General features: G+C 34.4%; 17 protein-coding genes and 2 pseudogenes. 1 reads left to right on the plus strand and 18 read right to left on the minus strand.

Going from position 1 to position 17,916, the window contains the following annotated elements; genetic code table 11:
* The first annotated feature begins 3 nt into the window (after positions 1-3).
* On the plus strand, positions 4-909 hold the full coding sequence (locus ICI50_RS08935; protein ID WP_188891548.1) for an amidohydrolase family protein: 906 nt from the start codon (positions 4-6) through the stop codon (positions 907-909).
* 74 nt (positions 910-983) lie between these two features.
* On the opposite strand, the gene ICI50_RS08940 is transcribed toward ICI50_RS08935, so the two are convergent.
* The 18 genes and pseudogenes from ICI50_RS08940 to rfbB form a co-directional block, all read right to left on the minus strand.
* Positions 984-2,162: an IS256 family transposase gene (locus ICI50_RS08940; RefSeq protein ID WP_188891550.1), complete on the minus strand. Its 1,179-nt coding sequence runs from the start codon at positions 2,160-2,162 to the stop codon at positions 984-986.
* A gap of 120 nt (positions 2,163-2,282) precedes the next feature.
* A complete protein-coding gene (locus tag ICI50_RS08945) occupies positions 2,283-2,768 on the minus strand; it encodes a helix-turn-helix domain-containing protein (protein WP_244040386.1) in 486 nt (161 codons plus the stop codon).
* 606 nt (positions 2,769-3,374) lie between these two features.
* Positions 3,375-3,707: a type II toxin-antitoxin system HicB family antitoxin gene (locus tag ICI50_RS08950; protein ID WP_095342452.1), complete on the minus strand. Its 333-nt coding sequence runs from the start codon at positions 3,705-3,707 to the stop codon at positions 3,375-3,377.
* Positions 3,704-3,955: a type II toxin-antitoxin system HicA family toxin gene (locus ICI50_RS08955; RefSeq protein ID WP_095342451.1), complete on the minus strand. Its 252-nt coding sequence runs from the start codon at positions 3,953-3,955 to the stop codon at positions 3,704-3,706. The genes ICI50_RS08950 and ICI50_RS08955 overlap by 4 nt, the downstream gene beginning before the upstream one ends.
* A 222-nt stretch (positions 3,956-4,177) precedes the next feature.
* On the minus strand, positions 4,178-6,070 hold the full coding sequence (locus tag ICI50_RS08960) for an SNIPE associated domain-containing protein (RefSeq protein WP_244040385.1): 1,893 nt from the start codon (positions 6,068-6,070) through the stop codon (positions 4,178-4,180).
* Between the two features lie 166 nt (positions 6,071-6,236).
* On the minus strand, positions 6,237-7,409 hold the full coding sequence (locus ICI50_RS08965) for a hypothetical protein (protein WP_188891551.1): 1,173 nt from the start codon (positions 7,407-7,409) through the stop codon (positions 6,237-6,239).
* 223 nt (positions 7,410-7,632) lie between these two features.
* Positions 7,633-8,013 (minus strand): annotated as a pseudogene (locus tag ICI50_RS08970) (YjbQ family protein); the annotation flags it as partial.
* Entirely contained in the window at positions 7,994-8,311 is a 318-nt protein-coding gene (locus tag ICI50_RS08975) for a class II fructose-bisphosphate aldolase (protein ID WP_095342446.1), read from the minus strand. The gene ICI50_RS08975 and the pseudogene ICI50_RS08970, both read right to left, overlap by 20 nt.
* Positions 8,312-8,313: 2 nt before the next feature.
* Positions 8,314-8,598 carry a PTS sugar transporter subunit IIB gene (locus ICI50_RS08980; protein ID WP_180707440.1) on the minus strand — a complete coding sequence of 95 codons (285 nt, stop codon included), beginning with the start codon at positions 8,596-8,598 and terminating at the stop codon, positions 8,314-8,316.
* Positions 8,599-8,622: 24 nt separating this feature from the next.
* Positions 8,623-9,970: pseudogene (locus ICI50_RS08985) on the minus strand (PTS galactitol transporter subunit IIC).
* Positions 9,971-9,983: 13 nt separating this feature from the next.
* Positions 9,984-10,445: a PTS sugar transporter subunit IIA gene (locus tag ICI50_RS08990; protein ID WP_095342443.1), complete on the minus strand. Its 462-nt coding sequence runs from the start codon at positions 10,443-10,445 to the stop codon at positions 9,984-9,986.
* 13 nt (positions 10,446-10,458) lie between these two features.
* On the minus strand, positions 10,459-10,818 hold the full coding sequence (locus tag ICI50_RS08995) for a hypothetical protein (RefSeq protein WP_095342442.1): 360 nt from the start codon (positions 10,816-10,818) through the stop codon (positions 10,459-10,461).
* On the minus strand, positions 10,808-12,286 hold the full coding sequence (locus ICI50_RS09000; RefSeq protein ID WP_143445847.1) for a BglG family transcription antiterminator: 1,479 nt from the start codon (positions 12,284-12,286) through the stop codon (positions 10,808-10,810). The genes ICI50_RS08995 and ICI50_RS09000 overlap by 11 nt, the downstream gene beginning before the upstream one ends.
* A gap of 611 nt (positions 12,287-12,897) precedes the next feature.
* Entirely contained in the window at positions 12,898-14,076 is a 1,179-nt protein-coding gene (locus tag ICI50_RS09005; RefSeq protein WP_126096198.1) for an IS256-like element IS1201 family transposase, read from the minus strand.
* A gap of 252 nt (positions 14,077-14,328) precedes the next feature.
* On the minus strand, positions 14,329-15,315 hold the full coding sequence (rfbD, locus tag ICI50_RS09010) for a dTDP-4-dehydrorhamnose reductase (RefSeq protein WP_188891553.1): 987 nt from the start codon (positions 15,313-15,315) through the stop codon (positions 14,329-14,331).
* Positions 15,316-15,331: 16 nt separating this feature from the next.
* The gene (gene rfbC / locus ICI50_RS09015; RefSeq protein ID WP_023192708.1) at positions 15,332-15,940 is read right to left on the minus strand and encodes a dTDP-4-dehydrorhamnose 3,5-epimerase; all 609 of its coding nucleotides are present in this window, start codon (positions 15,938-15,940) and stop codon (positions 15,332-15,334) included.
* 21 nt (positions 15,941-15,961) lie between these two features.
* Positions 15,962-16,846 carry a glucose-1-phosphate thymidylyltransferase RfbA gene (gene rfbA / locus ICI50_RS09020; RefSeq protein ID WP_188891555.1) on the minus strand — a complete coding sequence of 295 codons (885 nt, stop codon included), beginning with the start codon at positions 16,844-16,846 and terminating at the stop codon, positions 15,962-15,964.
* Positions 16,847-16,850: 4 nt separating this feature from the next.
* Positions 16,851-17,888 (minus strand): dTDP-glucose 4,6-dehydratase, encoded by a 1,038-nt coding sequence (rfbB, locus tag ICI50_RS09025; protein ID WP_188891556.1) that lies wholly within the window; start codon positions 17,886-17,888, stop codon positions 16,851-16,853.
* Positions 17,889-17,916 lie beyond the last annotated feature (28 nt).

Genomic DNA, 17,916 nt, shown 5'->3' on the forward strand with positions numbered 1-17,916 from the left:
ATTATGAAAATTGATGCTTTTGCACATATTTTACCTCCCCACTTTTATCAAAAAATGCTAGAACTTGAACCAACGATCCCACAGAAATTCCCTTTCATTAGGATTAAAAGTCTTGTTGATCTTGATGAAAGATTAAATACTTGTCCAGATGACAACATGAAGCAAGTGATTTCTTTTGCTAATATCAATCCAGAAGATTTTGTTGGCCCCGACCAAGCAGCTAAATTAGCTGACAAAGGAAATAAAGAATTGGCAGAAATCGTTAAAGAGCATGCAGATAAATTTGAAGTTGGTGTGGGGATGCTAGCTATGAATAATATCCCGGCAAGCTTGCATATTTTAGATAAAGTCAAAGCTGATCCCAACTTAATGGGTGCTCAAATTTTTACCCGGCACTTAGGCAAAAGTATTGCAGATCCAGAATTTGACCCCATCTTTAAAAAAGCTGCGAAATTAAATTTGCCTTTATGGTTGCATCCCGTTTTTGATCAACGCAAACCTGATAATAATCTGGTCTTCTCTTGGGAATATGAATTGTCCCAAGCAATGTTGCAATTAGTTCAGAGCAATATTTTTAAGAAATACCCTCATTTAAAAATATTGGTTCATCATGCTGGTGCCATGGTCCCCTTCTTCAGCGGTCGAATTGATCATATTCTTGATGCCGAACATGCTGCGATGTTTAAGAAGTTTTATGTTGATACTGCAATATTGGGTAATTCCCCTGCCCTGCAGCTTGCAATCGACTATTATGACATTGATCACGTCCTTTTTGGCACTGATGCGCCATTTGCGGTAATGCTAGCTGGGGCAAATGCCATAATTGTAGAAGCGATTGATGATTTACATTTATCAAATAAAGATTCACAAAAGATATTTTCTGAAAATTATCAACAATTAGTTAATTAATAAAAATAAGCGAAACTGTCAAATCTTTTGTGTAAATAAATCTTTCTCGTAGATTGATTTTTTTAATTAATTATTTATTCAAAATAGGATTCTAGAGTGTCTTGTACTTGACCAAAGCCTTTATGAATTCGCTTGAAATATCGATCATTGTAGCTCATTGCTTGTATTCCAATAAAAGTATCTAATGACTGTTCATTTGGAAACTCTGCTTTAGGTTTGGCTTTGCGCTTAACAACATTATTAAAGGATTCAATCATGTTAGTTGAATAGATTGAACTTCTGATCTGTTTCGGATAGTTATAAAAAACTAGCAGATCCGCTTCAAGGTCTTTTACATTCTGAATTACATGCTTATAAGCTTTCTGCCATTTACTATAAAAGCTATGTAAGACTGTTATACCTTCTTGCTTGTTAGACTGTTGATGAACTTGCTTAAACTTGTTCATAATTGCCTCACGGTCTTCTACACGTACTTTAGCGCAGATATTACGCATCACGTGAACCAAACAGCGCTGGAAGTGAGCTTTAGGATAAGTTTGCATTAGTGCAGTTTTCATACCCACAACACCATCTGATAAAAATAATTCAACTTGTTTAAGGCCTCTGCTTTTCATATTTTGAAGCAACTCCGTCCAGACTTCGATATTTTCGCTAGGAGCTATGCAATAATCGATCACTTCTTTGTGACCGTTGGGCTTGATACCAATGGCAATATATACTGCTTCTCGTTCAAAAGTTTCTCGACGCAACGGTATATACGTTGCAGCAAGATAAACACAAAAGAACTTATCGCTCAGCTTACGCTTGTGATAAGCCTCAACTTTAGGAATCATTTGCTTAGAGATATTAGACACTTGAGCTGGACTATAATGACTGCCATACATTTTTTCGATCAAATTAGCTATTTCTCTAGTGGTTACACCTTTAGAATAAAGCTTTATAACCATATCTTCTAAGAGATCAGTATGTTGTTTATAGTCTGGCAGAGTGTGTTGATGAAACATACCATTGCGATCTCGTGGTACCTGGATTTCAATTTCGCCAAACTGCGTATCCACCTTGCGAAAGTAGGCACCATTTCTAGAATTGCCGGTATTCCAGCCGTCTCTAGCATAAGGATCATAGCCTAAAAAGGCAGTCAGTTCAGATTCTAACAAGTCATTAACAGCTTGTTGGATTTCATGACGAAGCAAATCATTAATTTTATCTTGATTGAATAGAGCTTGAGTTATATTTTTGGTAAAATCATTCATGAAGGAGTTCTTCTTTCTGTATGTGTTTTTTGTTCAAACCAATCATACGAGAAAGGAACTCCTTTTTCTAATGTTTTAGGAAATTAAATTAAGGAATAATTCATCCTTACACAAACTATTTTACGGTCTCGAATCTGACCTTTGATATTTTTTATCAATCATTTGATTTAAATTATCAAGCCATGTTTTTTTATCATTATTGGCTAGCTCTTTTTTAAAGTTACTCTTATTCAGCATAACTAATCTAAATAGCATATCCTGATATTTAGTTTGAATACGATGATTATTTTCTATTTTGGTTAAAGCAGAAGAACTAATACCTAATGAATTAGCAAATTCTCGTACAGACATGTTTAAATCTTTTCGTAGTTCTCTTATCTGTTTAGGCGTTAAAAATCCTTTCTTTTGTCGGTATGCCGCAAAACTGCGATACACATTTTCCATTGGATTATCGAAATTTCCCCAGAGTTCCCCATCTTTATCTTTCCAATAGTGATTAATTACGAATAAATCTTTTTCATCCTTGACCGTTACCTTTTCTGGTAACCAAACTTCAGTATAGTACTCATAGCGATTAAGCTCGGGATTAAAAAACTTCTTTTTCATGGATAAAATCTCCTTATTTATATGGAAAATTCATTGGATAATTTGCTTGATGAATTGATATCCAAATAACCGGACCTTCTGGACGATCTTGAAACTTCAAATATAAATCAACATTGAGCCCAAAAATCCAAATATTTCCAGGAATTGGAGGCACGTGATTATCAGCTTCCGGACCTTCTACATAATCTCTCCAGTCTAAAGTTTGATCAATTATTTCTAAAATTTCATCTTGATCTATTCCTAATTCTATTAAAGTTAATAAATTTACTCATCTTGTACTAAAGATCCAGGAATCACGTCGTTTGCAAATTGATTTAAGAATTGCTTCGATTTCTTCTTGAGTAGCCACATTTTCACGTCTCCATTTCTGATGTGTATCTCAGGAGCTACACTAATTATACAATATTTGGATTTTTAAGACATCTTTTAAACAAGCTAATTATATTTAATATAATTTATCAAAGAATAAAAAAATAAGTGAACCATAACAATTAATCTCTTAATCATAAAAGCTTTACTAATAAATTTTTCAGTAGCAATAATTACGGACAATAAAAAAGCCATCATCCCAACAGAAATGATGACTTAATAAATTCAGATCTCAAATTACCCCAATACTAATCTTTCAATCGCAGTAGTTACCGCTGAATTTAGACTTTCATTATTAGCTTCTGCATATTCAGCTAAATCTTTATGCAACTCTGGAGTAATACGCACATTAAACGTTCCTTTGTAAGAAACTTGTGGCTTAATATTATTCCGTTTGCAATCAGCAATATATTCATCAACGACATTATGAAAATCTTGCTTCAGCTCTTCAACGGTTTCGCCCTCATATGACAATAATCCTTTGATGCCAATTACCTTCCCATACAGGACGTTATCCTCTTCAGAAATATTAACTGTTCCATAATAATCTTTATAATGCAGCATTTTCATAGGATATTCTCTTCTTTCAAAATTTCAACAACTTCTTTAACTTGATATGCTAAAAGAGTTTTTCTTGGATGCGGCTTATGCAAATAGATTGGCACACCGTTTTTATTAAGAAATTTAACTCGAGATCCGCTCGTTCTTCCCTTATTATCTTGGGAAAAACCTAAACTTTCTAACAATGATGCCAGTTCACTAAAAGTAATACTATTTGACCTACTTTTTAATTTCCTTATTGTTTGTTTATGTCCCATAATTATAATAATATTTCGTCCTCTATGCAACTATTTATAGTTGCTATTATTTTTTTACTATACTAATTATGATCACTTACCAAACTTATCATTACGAGCCTATATTCTAAATACACAAACAAAGGAATATTTCTGTCTAAAATACATGTGTCAAAATATTTATTTTGTTGCAAAAAAAGAGGACATAGTCCTCTTCAATAAAAATCATTTCCACACAAATTCTTATCTACTTTCTTGCATCTTTTTTTCAATCAATAATGTATCACGATATTCAGGAGCATCAGGAATTTCATGAAAATCAAAAGTTAATTCCTTATGTTTACTTAAAACTTGTTTAATTTCATCAATATTCAATTTAAAGAATTCTTTACGCTTATTTACCCTATTAACTCGTTCTTTATCAAAATATTCATGCAATTCAGTTTCCAGTTTATACGCATCATCAGTGAATATAAGTGCATGAACATCAAATTTAAATGGAACTGAGGCACTACTTAATTCATTAATTCTATCCATCGGGTCTAATCTGCGAGTAACCCCAATTTTATAAACATTTTGTCCGAAAGAACCGATATTAGAAATAATATAAACGTAACCTGCTGTTGGGTTTTCAGCTCGATCCGAAAGTTTAACTTTCTTAGCTTGAATATCAGAAATTTTGTCCTGAAGATCAGCTAATTTTCTCTTAAGAGATTCAATCTCCACATCACTCTTAGAATTATTAATCTTATTTTGTAGAAGATCTTTTGCCTGTTGAAAATGCGTTTCGTCTTTTTCATATTTTGCACGTTCTTGTGCATACTCTTTCTGTGCTTGACGTTCTTCTTTTTCTCTTTGTCGTTGTTCTCTAAGCATTTCTTTTTCTTGTTCTTTCTTTAATGCATATTCAAGAGCAATATGTGCTTCATCTAACTTGCTATCTAAATAATTTGCAGTAAGTCTAACTCCGTTAGGTTCATTCAGTTTATTCAGTTGTTCAAATGAACGAGTAATTCTCTTTTTAATTCTTTCGATATTAGATTTGGTTACTTTATTAATGGCAGCTTCACATTCACCATTAAAAGAACGAACTAATTGCTTGATATTCTTCTTTTGCATAGAGCGGCCTTTGGCTTCAGAGTCATTCAATGTCATAGAATTAAAAATAATTCCAGCCTCTCCATTTTTAATCATTTCCTTTTGATTAGACCTTACTTCTGATAACTTTCCCTTATATGCACTAGAATTTGCAAAATCATATCTCGGTTTATACAAACCATAATCTTCGTACATAACTTCATCTGAGACATTCACAAGCTGACTATTTAAATCTTTTATTTTCTTATCTAAATTTGGAATTTGTTTATTCTGTTCATCTAGTTTATAGTTCTTCTGAGCAATATCAGCATTTAATTTTCTAATATCTTCTTGCTTAGTATTTACAATATCAGCCATTTCTTGAGTTTTTCTTGTTTTTAATTCATTTAACTCGTTAACAGTTTGATCCTTTAATCTATTCAATTCTTGGATTTTTTCTGCTTTTAACTTAGTCAACTCAGCCTTCTTTTTATTAAACTCTTCAGTTTTTTTAGCGATTTCTTTGTCTAACTCCAAGGGTTGCATCTGCTTCACACTAAGTTTTAAGTCAGCTTGTTTTTGTAATTTAACGTTATCTTGTTCTAATTGTGCTTTTTTCTCTTCTAGAGCTTTTTGACTTTGCTTCAAACTCTCTAATTCTAACTTAAATTTTTTAGCTTTAAATAATTCAGAAAATGATACTTTTGTATGTACCTGATTCAAAGTATTAGATGATACACTACTATCTTTCTTCGCTTTAACTAGTCGTACTGAATTATTCTCTTTACCACTTTCATTAATTACTGATTTAGCAGTCTCAGATGGTGTTTTTTCTTTAACATTTTTACTTGTTTTACTCTTCTCAACCTTATCGTTTAATATCGTTTCATTAGTCTTTTCACTTTTTTTCTTGTAGTGTCGCACGATGATATACGCTAACCCAGCTAGTGCTATTATCCAACCTGCAATTGATGAAAATCCAACACCAATAACTAAAGCAACAAATAAATAAAAAATAGTTCCTAATATTTTCAATAATACAAAAAATACTTTCTTCATCTACCCTTTTCTCCCACTTTTTTATAATTAATTTTTCAAATCAAACATTAACATTTTATCATGAATATATTTTAATATTTAAGCCACAACAAAAAGGCAAATTAAAAGAACTTTATAATTTCACTATTAATATTTTCGGATAAATTATTATCAATTTTTTATTACTCTAAAGAACATAATACTCTTTCAAAGCTTTACTATAATCCCTCTTACCCAGGATTTCATCTTCTTTGTGGATAGTTGGATCAAGCCAAGATGCTTTTTGTAAAATCCAGTCTTTATACTTCGGATCTTTGACTGTCTTAGCATATTCTCGAATTTGTTTTGAAGTTTTATAGTCACGTGTTTCAATTATTAATTTTTGAACCTTTTTCTTCTCGTCATTAATATGCTCAGCTCTTTGTATTTTCCGTTCCTTTTCTTCCTTTTGTTTTCGCTCTTTCTCTTGTCTAGCAAGACGCTCCTTTCTTACAGAAATATACTCTTTATAAAATTCAATAATTATCTGAGATATCTTATCTTCCAATTTTCCTTTATTGGTATCTCTTATATAAGCATGATAGGGATAACTATCAAACTTTATTCTGAATCTTCCATTATATGGATGATCATATTTTCTAATTCTAGGTTTATAAGCTAAATCTGGATCAATCATTCGCTTTTTCTCATATTCATTCAGTTTTGCTTGCTCTTCTTTAGTTATCCTATGGTCTATATTATCTTTATACTCTGAAATACTAAAAGGAACCTCGTCTTTTCCACCAATAATTATTGTAAAATCATCTTTAACTTCTTCAACTAATTGATCAAATATCAAATAAAACCTATCTAACAACCTATATAATCTAGGAAGTTCTTTAGGTGAGATATCATCCATAAATTTAGGCTTTTGTTCATCCGAATACCACTTATACCATTCATATGAATGATCATCGTAAGGGTTCTCTTTCTTCCAATTCTGAATACTTTTCTTAAAATTTCTCACCTTGGAACTCAAAGGCTTTTTAGATGAATACTTAAACTCCGCTAATACTTGTTCTATCTGCTCAATTTTAAAAGGATCATTTAATTCTTTTAATTCATTTTTGATGTCTTCATTTTCATCGCTTGTTCGAAAATAAATAATATCAGTTTCAGCAATTGGTAAAGGTTTTATAAGATTTGAAGCATCTCTTTTCATCTTTAAATACATTCTGTATTTTGGACCAGGAATTGGAATATTATTCTGATGACAAAAGGAGCTAAATTGATTGTAATTTATATGATATTTATCAGATAGATATTTTAGACTATTCTTTAAAAGCTCATTATATAATTCTGTTCTAGAAAATTTTTCCATTTAGCCTACATCTCTTATCTACTCTTAATAAACCACTAATTCAAATTCATGATAATTTTATTCCTTATTATTAAAAGAAACTACTAAAAAACTCCAGCCAAATCAGCTGGAGTTCTAATAAATTGAATGATATTTATTACTTTTAGTCTTATAATAAATTTTGAAACTTAATAGGTTTTATGAATGCTATTATCACCACACACATTTTAGTAATAGTATTTTTTTATTCACCCATAACAAGAACATGACATACTCTGTTTCTATCTCTATTTTGATCCCAATCTACAAAGTAGATATAGCCAACTGAACCTGTCAACATTTCGCCATCCTTAATTGCAAATGTTTGATTGCCACCAAACATAGATCCTCTAACGTGGGCATCCCCATTTAAAATAGTTCCTGGATCTGCAGGATAATTTGGATCTTTTTTAGCCAATTCTTGTAAAAAAGCTACATGTTTTGGACCTGGATAACGGTAATTGGTATTTTCAGATAACTCTCTTGGGACAATCTTATCCAAAATATTATTCAAATCTACTTGTAAGAATTCATCACCATTGAAGTCTTTGTCGTGAACAAACTCTTCAAATAACACTGAGCAAGTAGGAAGTAAAGCCTTCATCTACTCCCTTTTTAACTAATTCAGGTGTCACACCATGATCTAAATGTAAAATAACTGGTACTTTTGCCCTTGCACCAAAGAATTTCCCTAGTCCTAAGGCATCTTCCATTCCAATTTCTGGTGAGTGTTTTTCTGCCCAAGCCAAAATTACAGGTAACTTTAATTCTTCAGCAGCAGCAATCTCTGCTCTAATTGAATTGCTGTCCCAATAATTGAAATGTGGAAATGCATAATGATTTTCTCTTGCATCTTGCAAATAAACTTTAGATGAAACTAGCATTCTTAAGCCTCGATTTCTTCTTTAATCTTGTCATAAACTTTACTTGCACCAACACCAATCAATAAAGGAACACCATTAATGACCTTATCCTTAACATTGTCTGGAACCAATGTAGTTGAAACAACAATATCATAGTCATCTAAGTGGTTAACTTCTTCAGCAACTTTGCTTTGATAAAGTGTTACTTTTTTATCCAAGCCTTGATCAGCTAACCATGACTTTAATTTTCCCATTACTACTGTGGAGGTTGCTACACCACTACCACACATAACCATTAACTTTTTCATAATAGTTTCCTTTCATTAATTAACTTATTTTGTTGTTGCGACTTGTGCATCGTGCTTAGCATTTCTTTGTTTTAACCAGATAAGCAAGAGTAATGCAATTACGAAAAGCACACTCATACCAATCCATTGGAATTTTTCACCTGTCATCAAGTAAATAAAGTTAGTCCAAAGACCACCATCACTAAGAACTGAAATTGAAGTATAGCCTTTCATATTAAAGTTGGCAGCTTTAGCTAATTTAGTAATTACTGGAGCAGCCCAAGTTGAAACATAAAGACTAATTACAATATCTACAACACCAGCAATAATAGTCTTTAAAATATCACCATCAAATACAGCGGCAAATAAAGCAAAGAAATATGGCAATGTTGCTAGGTCAACGAATGGTAAAACTTGGTTTCCTGGTAAAATTACTGATAAGAAGATAGTAATTGGTACCAAGATAAGTGATGAAGAAAGAACACTCTCTTGACCAATAGCTAAAGCTGAATCCATACCAATGTATAATTTCTTGCCAGGAAAGTGCTTTTGAACCATCGTATTAGCGGCATCAGAGATTGGGGTTAAGCCTTCCATCAATAACGAAACCATTCTAGGCATTAACATCATGACAGCGGCCATGTTTACAGCCAATTGTAAAATCTTGCCAAAATCCATATGGGCTAACAGGCCAATTACAAAACCAATAATGGCACCCATTACGGTAATATCACCAAAAATACCTAATTTCTTTTGAACCGTTTCAGGCATTTACATGAACTTTATTGAAACCGGGGATGCGGTCAAATAACCATTTAAATGGCAATGCGAAAACATAACCTGGAGCTGAAAAACCTTGTGGGAATGAAATTCCTTCTAGTCCATAGTACTTTTGTACCTTAGGTGCACTTAAATCCGCAAAGAAATAAGTAAACATAGTGACAACTACCATTGAAAAGATACCCAACCACATGTTTCTTGTCAGTAAGTAAATAATTGAACCAGCAAAAGCTACATGCCAGTAGTTCCATAAGTCGATGTCAACAGTTCTAGTTAAACCTAATGCCAATAGAACAATATTAGTCAAAACACCAATTGGAATTGCGGTTACACCTAATGCAGTACCATATGCAATAGCTGAAGCAGCAGGCCAACCAACATCAATTGTCCGCAAATGCAGATGATAATTTGAAATCATTAATCTTGTGGCAGGCCCTAATTGATCTCCAAGTAAACCAATAATCAAGTTTAATCCAATAAAGCCGATACCAACTGTTAAGCCGGCTTTAAAAGCTTTACCTGGTTTAATTCTTAAGCAAAGTCCAAGAATAAACAAAAGAATTGGTAAAAATACACTCGCACCGAGATTAATAATCCATTGAATAACTCCCATTTTCTTAACCTTTCTAACAAATTATGTTCAAAAATTCATCTGATGTCTTACATTCATATAGTTTTTTGATTTCCACATCATCTCCAAACAATGTCATTAGATTCTGTAACATATCTAATTGCTTATGAGCATTTTTTAAACACAAGATAAAAATCATTTCTACTTGAACCTTGTCTGTATCGCTACCCATTTGTCTAAACTGCACTGGATTATTTAAAGACATAAACCCAATCTGATCTTCACTGACATATTCAGGATTCGTGTGTGGGATTGCTACTCCAATTCCTGATTCCAGTTGTAAACCAGTAGGAAAAGTTGCTTCTCTCTTTTTTACCGCATTCAAAAAGCCATCATTAACTACATCCTTGCTAAGCAAAAACTGATCAAGCTGATTAAATATCTCATCTTGTGTTTTTACATCTTTATGAAATAAAAGTACTTTTTTAGAGAATAATTTTTTATCAAGCTTCATCATCTACCCTCCTCCTTTAACTTATAAAATCCATTAATTTAGATAAGTGATCTAGTTTATGTTGAGGATTTACAATTATCAAAACCAATTTTTTTATCTGAAATTCCTGATTCACGATTTTAGAAACATATCTAAATGCTTGGCTTAAAGTTATATAGAAAACAACATCTTGTTTAACTAACTCATCCTGCACATGCATAGACAAAACACTGGGGTACATCAATCCTTCACCTTGCTTATTTCTCACATCTATATCGTGAAGAATTGAATTTTTAGTAAGTTGTGGCTCATACTGCAAAATCAAATTAGTAATATCAATAATTAATCGTTGATAATTCGTATAAGATATTTTTTTATTAATTTCCTTAGCCTTCATTTTTGTTTCTCCACATTGTATTAACAGCTTTGACAACCAAATCTTGATCTTGCTGTGTAAACAAAGCACTTACTATTACAGAAGGTACTTTAATTTGCTCAGAAACTTTTACCGTAGATATAATTAAATCCACATTATTTTTATTAACACTAAGATCATTGCTTGATGTAACTGCTACAATATTAAAATTAGGAAAGGCATTTTCTACTTTTATCCTCAAAAGCTCCGAGGTCCCAATACCAGTTGCACACATAATAACTACATTGACATGCTTAGGCTGGCTTTCAATTGCTTGGGCAAAGTATAAAGTTAAATAGCCAATTTCATTATCGTCGGGCATGCTCAAGCTATAATTAGGGAATATCTTTTTAGAAATATCCTTAATAACATTAAACAAATCTGTATACTCCATTTTTATCTGTTCAAGCAAATTGTTATTAATATGAATATTGTTATTAAGTCGTTTCATTAATGGCTCAATATGTTTTTCTAGCTCATTATTTATCCCGATATTTATCCCGATAAAATTGCATCCTATTTTGGCTGATACTTGATTAATTAAATCATTTGTAATTTTTGTGACTTGAGTAGAAATATTATTAACTGCTAAGTCATCACCAAACCTAGAGGAGACTAAGTATTCAAAAATCGTATCAGCTTCATCATCTGGAATATCCTGAGCTAAATAATGACTAATATCCGAAACTACAACTTGACTAATCTCATATAAGAATGTTTTACCAGCAATATCTTCTTTCCTTACTTTTCTACGATTAAGATCTGCATGACTACCAGCTTTTCTTAGTCGAGTAATCAAGATGTAGATATGAGAAAATAAATTAACATTATATGGATACGGCAACGAAGATTGCAATCGATCTTCAATTTTCCTAATTTCATAAAGTACAAATTTTACATCCAGTTCAGAATTAAAATCCGTATTTCCTGTAAATTGTCTTAAATCTACAATTTCACGATCATCAATCAGTTCTTTAATTATCTGTCTAATGTTAACTTCCGACCCAGTAATTCTCATATAGCTATTTTCAATAGATAGATTTAGATCATACTTATCTAGAACCTGTTTCATCACACGCTCGTCATTAGTACGCACGCTAGAACTTATAAAATAATCCTTAAATACCTCGCTTTCTTTAATCCCTTGCGGTGAAACTAGAAGCAACCGCTTCAGAATCCTGTTTCTTCGTTCAACTGGAGAAATATTGACTGACTTTCGATTACCTGATTCATTATTCTTTTTAAAGTAAGAATAAGAACTAAGTTTGTAGCCCATTCCTCGCTGAGAAACAATTACTGGAGATTGACTTTCAGCATTAATATCTCGTACTAAACGATAAACAGTCTTTTTGGAGACGTGCAGAAGACTTGCAATTTCTTCTGCCTGAACAAAATCTTTATTATTTGATAAATAGAATAATAATTCTTTTGTCCTTTTATTTTTATTCATTATCACCGACTCACTTCTCTTTACACTTTCTATTCTAGTAATCGCTTTCAGTTTCAAGACTTGAGATTTGTCCTTAGTAATGGACAAACGCAAGTTATAGTTCTAACAAGATACACTAATAGCTTATATTTTCCAAATCTTTCGTATTATTAGGCAAAAAAAGAGTAAAATTCTTTTTAATAAAAATTTTACTCTTTTTTAGTCTCATGATCTATGAAGATCGTTCTGGTTCAGCCAGTTTATTATCACTTAGTTTTGTCTACAATATTTAAAAATCAACTACAGAATTTTTATAATATAACCTATAAAATCAAATTGAGGCAATATACGCTTTCAACTCAATTTCTGAAATTTGATTTTTAAGATCATACCCTAACTTTAGCTTATTGAAAACATATACTATTGGTTCCATTTAATAAACGAAATTATCAATTCATTCTGTTTTTGACTTACACGTCAATCTTAAGTATAAGAAAAAGGGAGACAAAAACATCGTTATGCTTTTATCTCTCTTTATACTTTAGGGTGTTTGACAAAGAGACAGGAAATTGAAACTGTCAAATCTTTTGTGTAAATAGATCTTTCTCATAGATTGATTTTTTATTCTTTATTTAATCAAAGTAAGATTCTAAGGTGTCCTGAACCTGACCAAAGCCTTTGTGAATTCGGTTGAAGTAGCGGTCATTGTAACTCATTGCTTGAATGCCAATAAAAGTATCAAGCGACTGTTCAGTCGGAAACTCTGCTTTAGGCTTAGCCTTGCGCTTAATGACGTTGTTAAAAGATTCAATCATGTTGGTAGAGTAAATTGAAGCTCTGATCTGCTTAGGATAATTATAGAAGACCAGCAGGTCTGGCTCGATGTCTTTCAGGTTTCTTATGACATGATTATAACTCTTGTCCCATTTGGCATAGAAGGCATGCAATACATCAACAGCAGCTGCTTTATTGGCTTGCTGGTGAATCTGCTTGAATTCGTTCATAATTGCCTCGCGATCCTCCACGCGTACTTTAGCGCAGATATTACGCATGACATGAACCAAGCAACGCTGAAAATGAGCTTGAGGATAGGTCTTTGCCAGTGCTGTCTTCATGCCCACAACGCCATCTGAAAGAAAAAGCTCTACTTGCTCTAAGCCGCGAGACTTCATGCTTTGGAGCAGCTCCGTCCAGACTTCAATGTTTTCATTGGGCGCAATGCAGTAGTCGATAACTTCCTTGTGGCCATTAGGTTTGATACCAATGGCAATATAGACAGCTTCACGTTCAAAAGTTTCTCGGCGCAGAGGAACGTAGGTAGCGTCTAGATAAACGCAGAAGAACTTATCGCTCAGCTTACGCTTGTGATAGGCCTCTACCTTGGGGATCATCTGCTTAGAAATATTGGATACTTGAGCGGGGCTGTAATGGCTGCCATACATTTTTTCAATCAAATCAGCTATCTCTCTGGTAGTTACACCTTTAGAGTAAAGCTTGATGATCATGTTTTCCAAGACATCGGAGTGCTGCTTGTAGTCAGGCAGCGTGTGCTGATGAAACAGGCCGTTGCGGTCTCGTGGCACCTGGATTTCAATTTTGCCAAACTGCGTATCCACCTTGCGAAAGTAGGCACCGTTCCTAGAATTGCCGGTATTCCAGCCGTCTCTTGCATAAGGATTATAACCTAAAAAGGCAGTTAATTCAGCTTCTAACAAGTCATTAACTGCTTGTTGTAATTCTTTACGCAATAAATCATTAATTTTGTCTTGATTGAATAGAGCTTGAGCCATATTTTTGGTAAAATCATTCATGAAGGAGTTCTTCTTTCTGTATGTGTTTTTTGTTCAAACCAATCATACGAGAAAGGAACTCCTTTTTCTAATGTTTTTGAAAATTAATTTAAGGAATCCTTCATCCTTACACAAAATATTTTACAGTCTCACCTTTACAATTTAACAAAAAGACACTTTAGTTAACTTAATATACGCTATAAATTTTTACTACAATAAAAAAAACAAATCTAAGCCCCAAAGCTTAAAGCTGCCTTCTAAATCATTTAATTTCTACTTCTTCAACTCGTCAAAGAAACCATCTTCGTGCAAGATTTCCAAATAGCGATGAACGGCATCTGTCCAGAGTGGCAATGGCTTAAAACCATTCTTCTCTAGCTTGCTCTTATCAAGGCGTGAATTAAATGGACGCACGGCCTTGGACAAGCCATATTCAGCGGTCGTGACTGGTGTCACCTTTGTCTTGTAACCTGCTTGACGGTAAATTTCCTTAGTAAAGTCATACCAAGAAATGTAGCCAGTCTTCGTGCCATTTTCATCATAGCCACTGACGGTTGCTGGCAACTCCGCGTTAGTTGCATGATAGTAGCCATACTTGTCGGTTTCAATCATATCAACCAATAAACGAGCTAAGTCAAAGGTATAAGTTGGCGTACCAATCTGATCGTCAACCACCTTAACTTCGTCATGACTAGCACCAACCTTGAGCATCGTCTTGATGAAGTTGTGTCCATTAACACCAAATACCCAGGCGATCCGTACAATGAAGTACTTGTCGAGGGTCTCGCTGACAGCCTTTTCGCCACCAAGCTTTGTCTCGCCATACACGTTCATTGGCTTGTAGCCCTTGAAATCTGGCTTCCATGGGGTAGTGCCTTGACCATCAAAGACATAATCGGTTGAAATATAAACCATTGGTACATCTAGCTTTTTAGCTACATTAGCAATATTTTGCGTACCACCAACGTTAACCTTGCGCACAGCGGCTACTTTATCATCGTCCTCCGCCATATCAACAGCAGTCCAAGCAGCACAGTGCACAATTACATCTGGCTTTTCCGCAGTAATTACCTGATCAACCGCTTCAGCATTAGTAATATCCAAAGAAACATATGGTGCCTTAGTTACGCTGCTGCCATCAGCTACCCCAGCGTATTCAGGCTTCAAGTCAGAGCCGACGCCTTCATAGCCACGTTTAGCAAGTTCATTCATCACGTCATGGCCAAGTTGACCATTAACGCCAGTTACAAAAACTTTCATCAATTTACCTCACTAATTAAAACTTGAAAGTATCCTTTAAGCCAACCCATTCTTGGTCACGTTCTGCCAAGTTCAACTTGGTGCCGTCATCTAAAGTATAGCCTTCAGCACTAGCGCTACCTGGGTAATCACCCTTAACGTGTGGCCACTTAATACCAATTTCAGGATCGTTCCAAGCCATACCACCTTCGTCATTAGGGTGCCAGAAGTCATTAACCTTGTAACAAAATTCAGCAACATCACTTAAAACTAAGAAACCATGTGCAAAACCTTGTGGAATCAAGAATTGCTTCTTGTTTTCTGCAGTTAATTCAACACCGTACCACTTACCATAAGTCTTTGATTCACTACGAAGGTCAACAGCAACGTCAAATACTGAACCACGAACAGCACGAACCAACTTAACTTGTGGATAATGCTTTTGGAAGTGTAAGCCACGAAGCACACCCTTGGTTGAACTTGATTGGTTGTCTTGTACGAAGTTAATGCTGAAACCGGCATCCATCATGTCTCTTTGGTTAAAAGTTTCCATGAAGTAACCACGATCATCACCGTGAACAGTTGGAGTGATAACAGCTAAGCCTTCGATACCGCCGACATTCTTTTCAACTTTAATTTGTCCCATTATTTTTCTCCTTTACAAAAATTAATAACGTAATTTACCTTCTGCAACTGACTTCAAGTGTTGTCCATATGGACTCTTGCCATAGTGTTTTGTAGCTTCAAGCAATTGATCCTTATCAATCCACTTGTTGATATATGCAATTTCTTCAGGAGCTGAAATTGATACACCTTGACGCTCTTCAGTCATCTTAACGAAGTTGCTTGCATCCACAAGGCTGTGCATTGTGCCAGTATCAAGCCAAGCATAACCACGGCCAAGAAGTTGAACGTTTAAGTTGTCTTCATTCAAGTACATTTCATTTAAACTGGTGATTTCTACTTCACCACGAGCACTTGGTTTAACTTGTGCAGCTTTTTCACTAACGTCACCTGGGTAGAAGTAAAGACCAGTAACAGCATAGTTGCTCTTAGGATGTGCTGGCTTTTCTTCAATAGAGATTGCCTTGCAATTCTTATCAAAATCAACCACACCGAAACGTTCTGGATCGTTAACGTAATAGCCAAAGACAGTAGCCTTGCCTTGTTGTGCATCAGCAGTTGCATTCTTAAGCAATTCAGTAAAACCGTTGCCGTAGAAAATATTGTCGCCCAAAATCATGGCACAAGGTTCACCATTAATGAAGTCTTCGCCTAAAGTAAAGGCTTGAGCCAAGCCATCTGGACTAGGCTGCACCTTGTAAGTCAATTTAATTCCAAATTGTGAGCCATCTCCAAGTAGTTCCTTGAAGCGAGGAGTATCTGCTGGAGTAGAGATGATCAAAATATCCTTGATCCCTGCTAACATCAAGGTTGACAAAGGATAGTAAATCATGGGCTTGTCATAAACTGGCAATAATTGCTTACTAGTTACTAAGGTTAATGGGTACAAGCGCGTGCCTGAACCACCTGCTAAAATAATTCCCTTCATGATACTAATCCTTGTCTAAAACCTTTCTGTTACCATACATTTCTTCATAGTAATTTTGGTAGTCGCCAGAAATGATGTTTTCCCACCATTCCTTGTTGTCCAAGTACCATTGAATATTCTTCTTAATACCATCTTTAAACATGGTTTCTGGAAGCCAGCCTAATTCGTTATGGATCTTTTCTGGATCAATAGCGTAACGGCGGTCGTGACCCTTACGGTCAGTAACGTGTTCAATTAATGAGTAAGGCTTATCTAAGTAGTCGCAGATCAACTTAACAATATCAATGTTGTGCATTTCGTTGTGACCACCAATGTTATAAACTTCGCCTGGAGTACCCTTTTCAAGGATCAAATCAATAGCCTTGCAGTGATCTTCAACGTAAAGCCAGTCACGAACGTTTTCACCATCACCATAGACAGGCAACTTTTCATTATTCAAGGCACGTTGAATCATCAATGGGATCAATTTTTCTGGGAATTGATATGGACCGTAGTTGTTTGAGCAACGTGAAATTGTTACGGGCAAGTTGTAAGTTCTGCCATATGCACCAACTAACAAGTCTGCACTAGCCTTACTTGATGAATATGGGCTAGAAGTGTGAAGTGGGGTATCTTCATGGAAGAACAAGTCTGGACGATCAAGTGGTAAATCACCATAAACTTCGTCAGTTGAAACTTGGTGGAAACGCTTGATGCCATACTTACGACATGCGTCCATCAACACTGAAGTACCAATAATGTTGGTTTCCAAGAAAATTTCTGGATTTTCAATAGAACGGTCAACGTGACTTTCAGCAGCAAAGTTAACTACAACGTCAGGCTTTTCTTCTTCAAATAACTTGTAAACACCATCGCGATCGCAGATATCAAGCTTAACAAACTTGAAGTTTGGCTTGTCTAAAACGCTCTTCAAAGTTGATAAGTTACCTGCATAGGTTAACTTGTCTAAACAAATAATTTCGTAGTCGGGATGCTTCTTCATCATATAAAAAATGAAGTTTGAGCCGATAAAGCCGGCACCACCAGTAACAATAACTTTCATATTAATCCTCCGCTTTGAAAAATCATAT

Origin of the sequence: Lactobacillus kefiranofaciens (assembly GCF_014656585.1) — a bacterium.
Lineage (GTDB): Bacteria > Bacillota > Bacilli > Lactobacillales > Lactobacillaceae > Lactobacillus > Lactobacillus kefiranofaciens.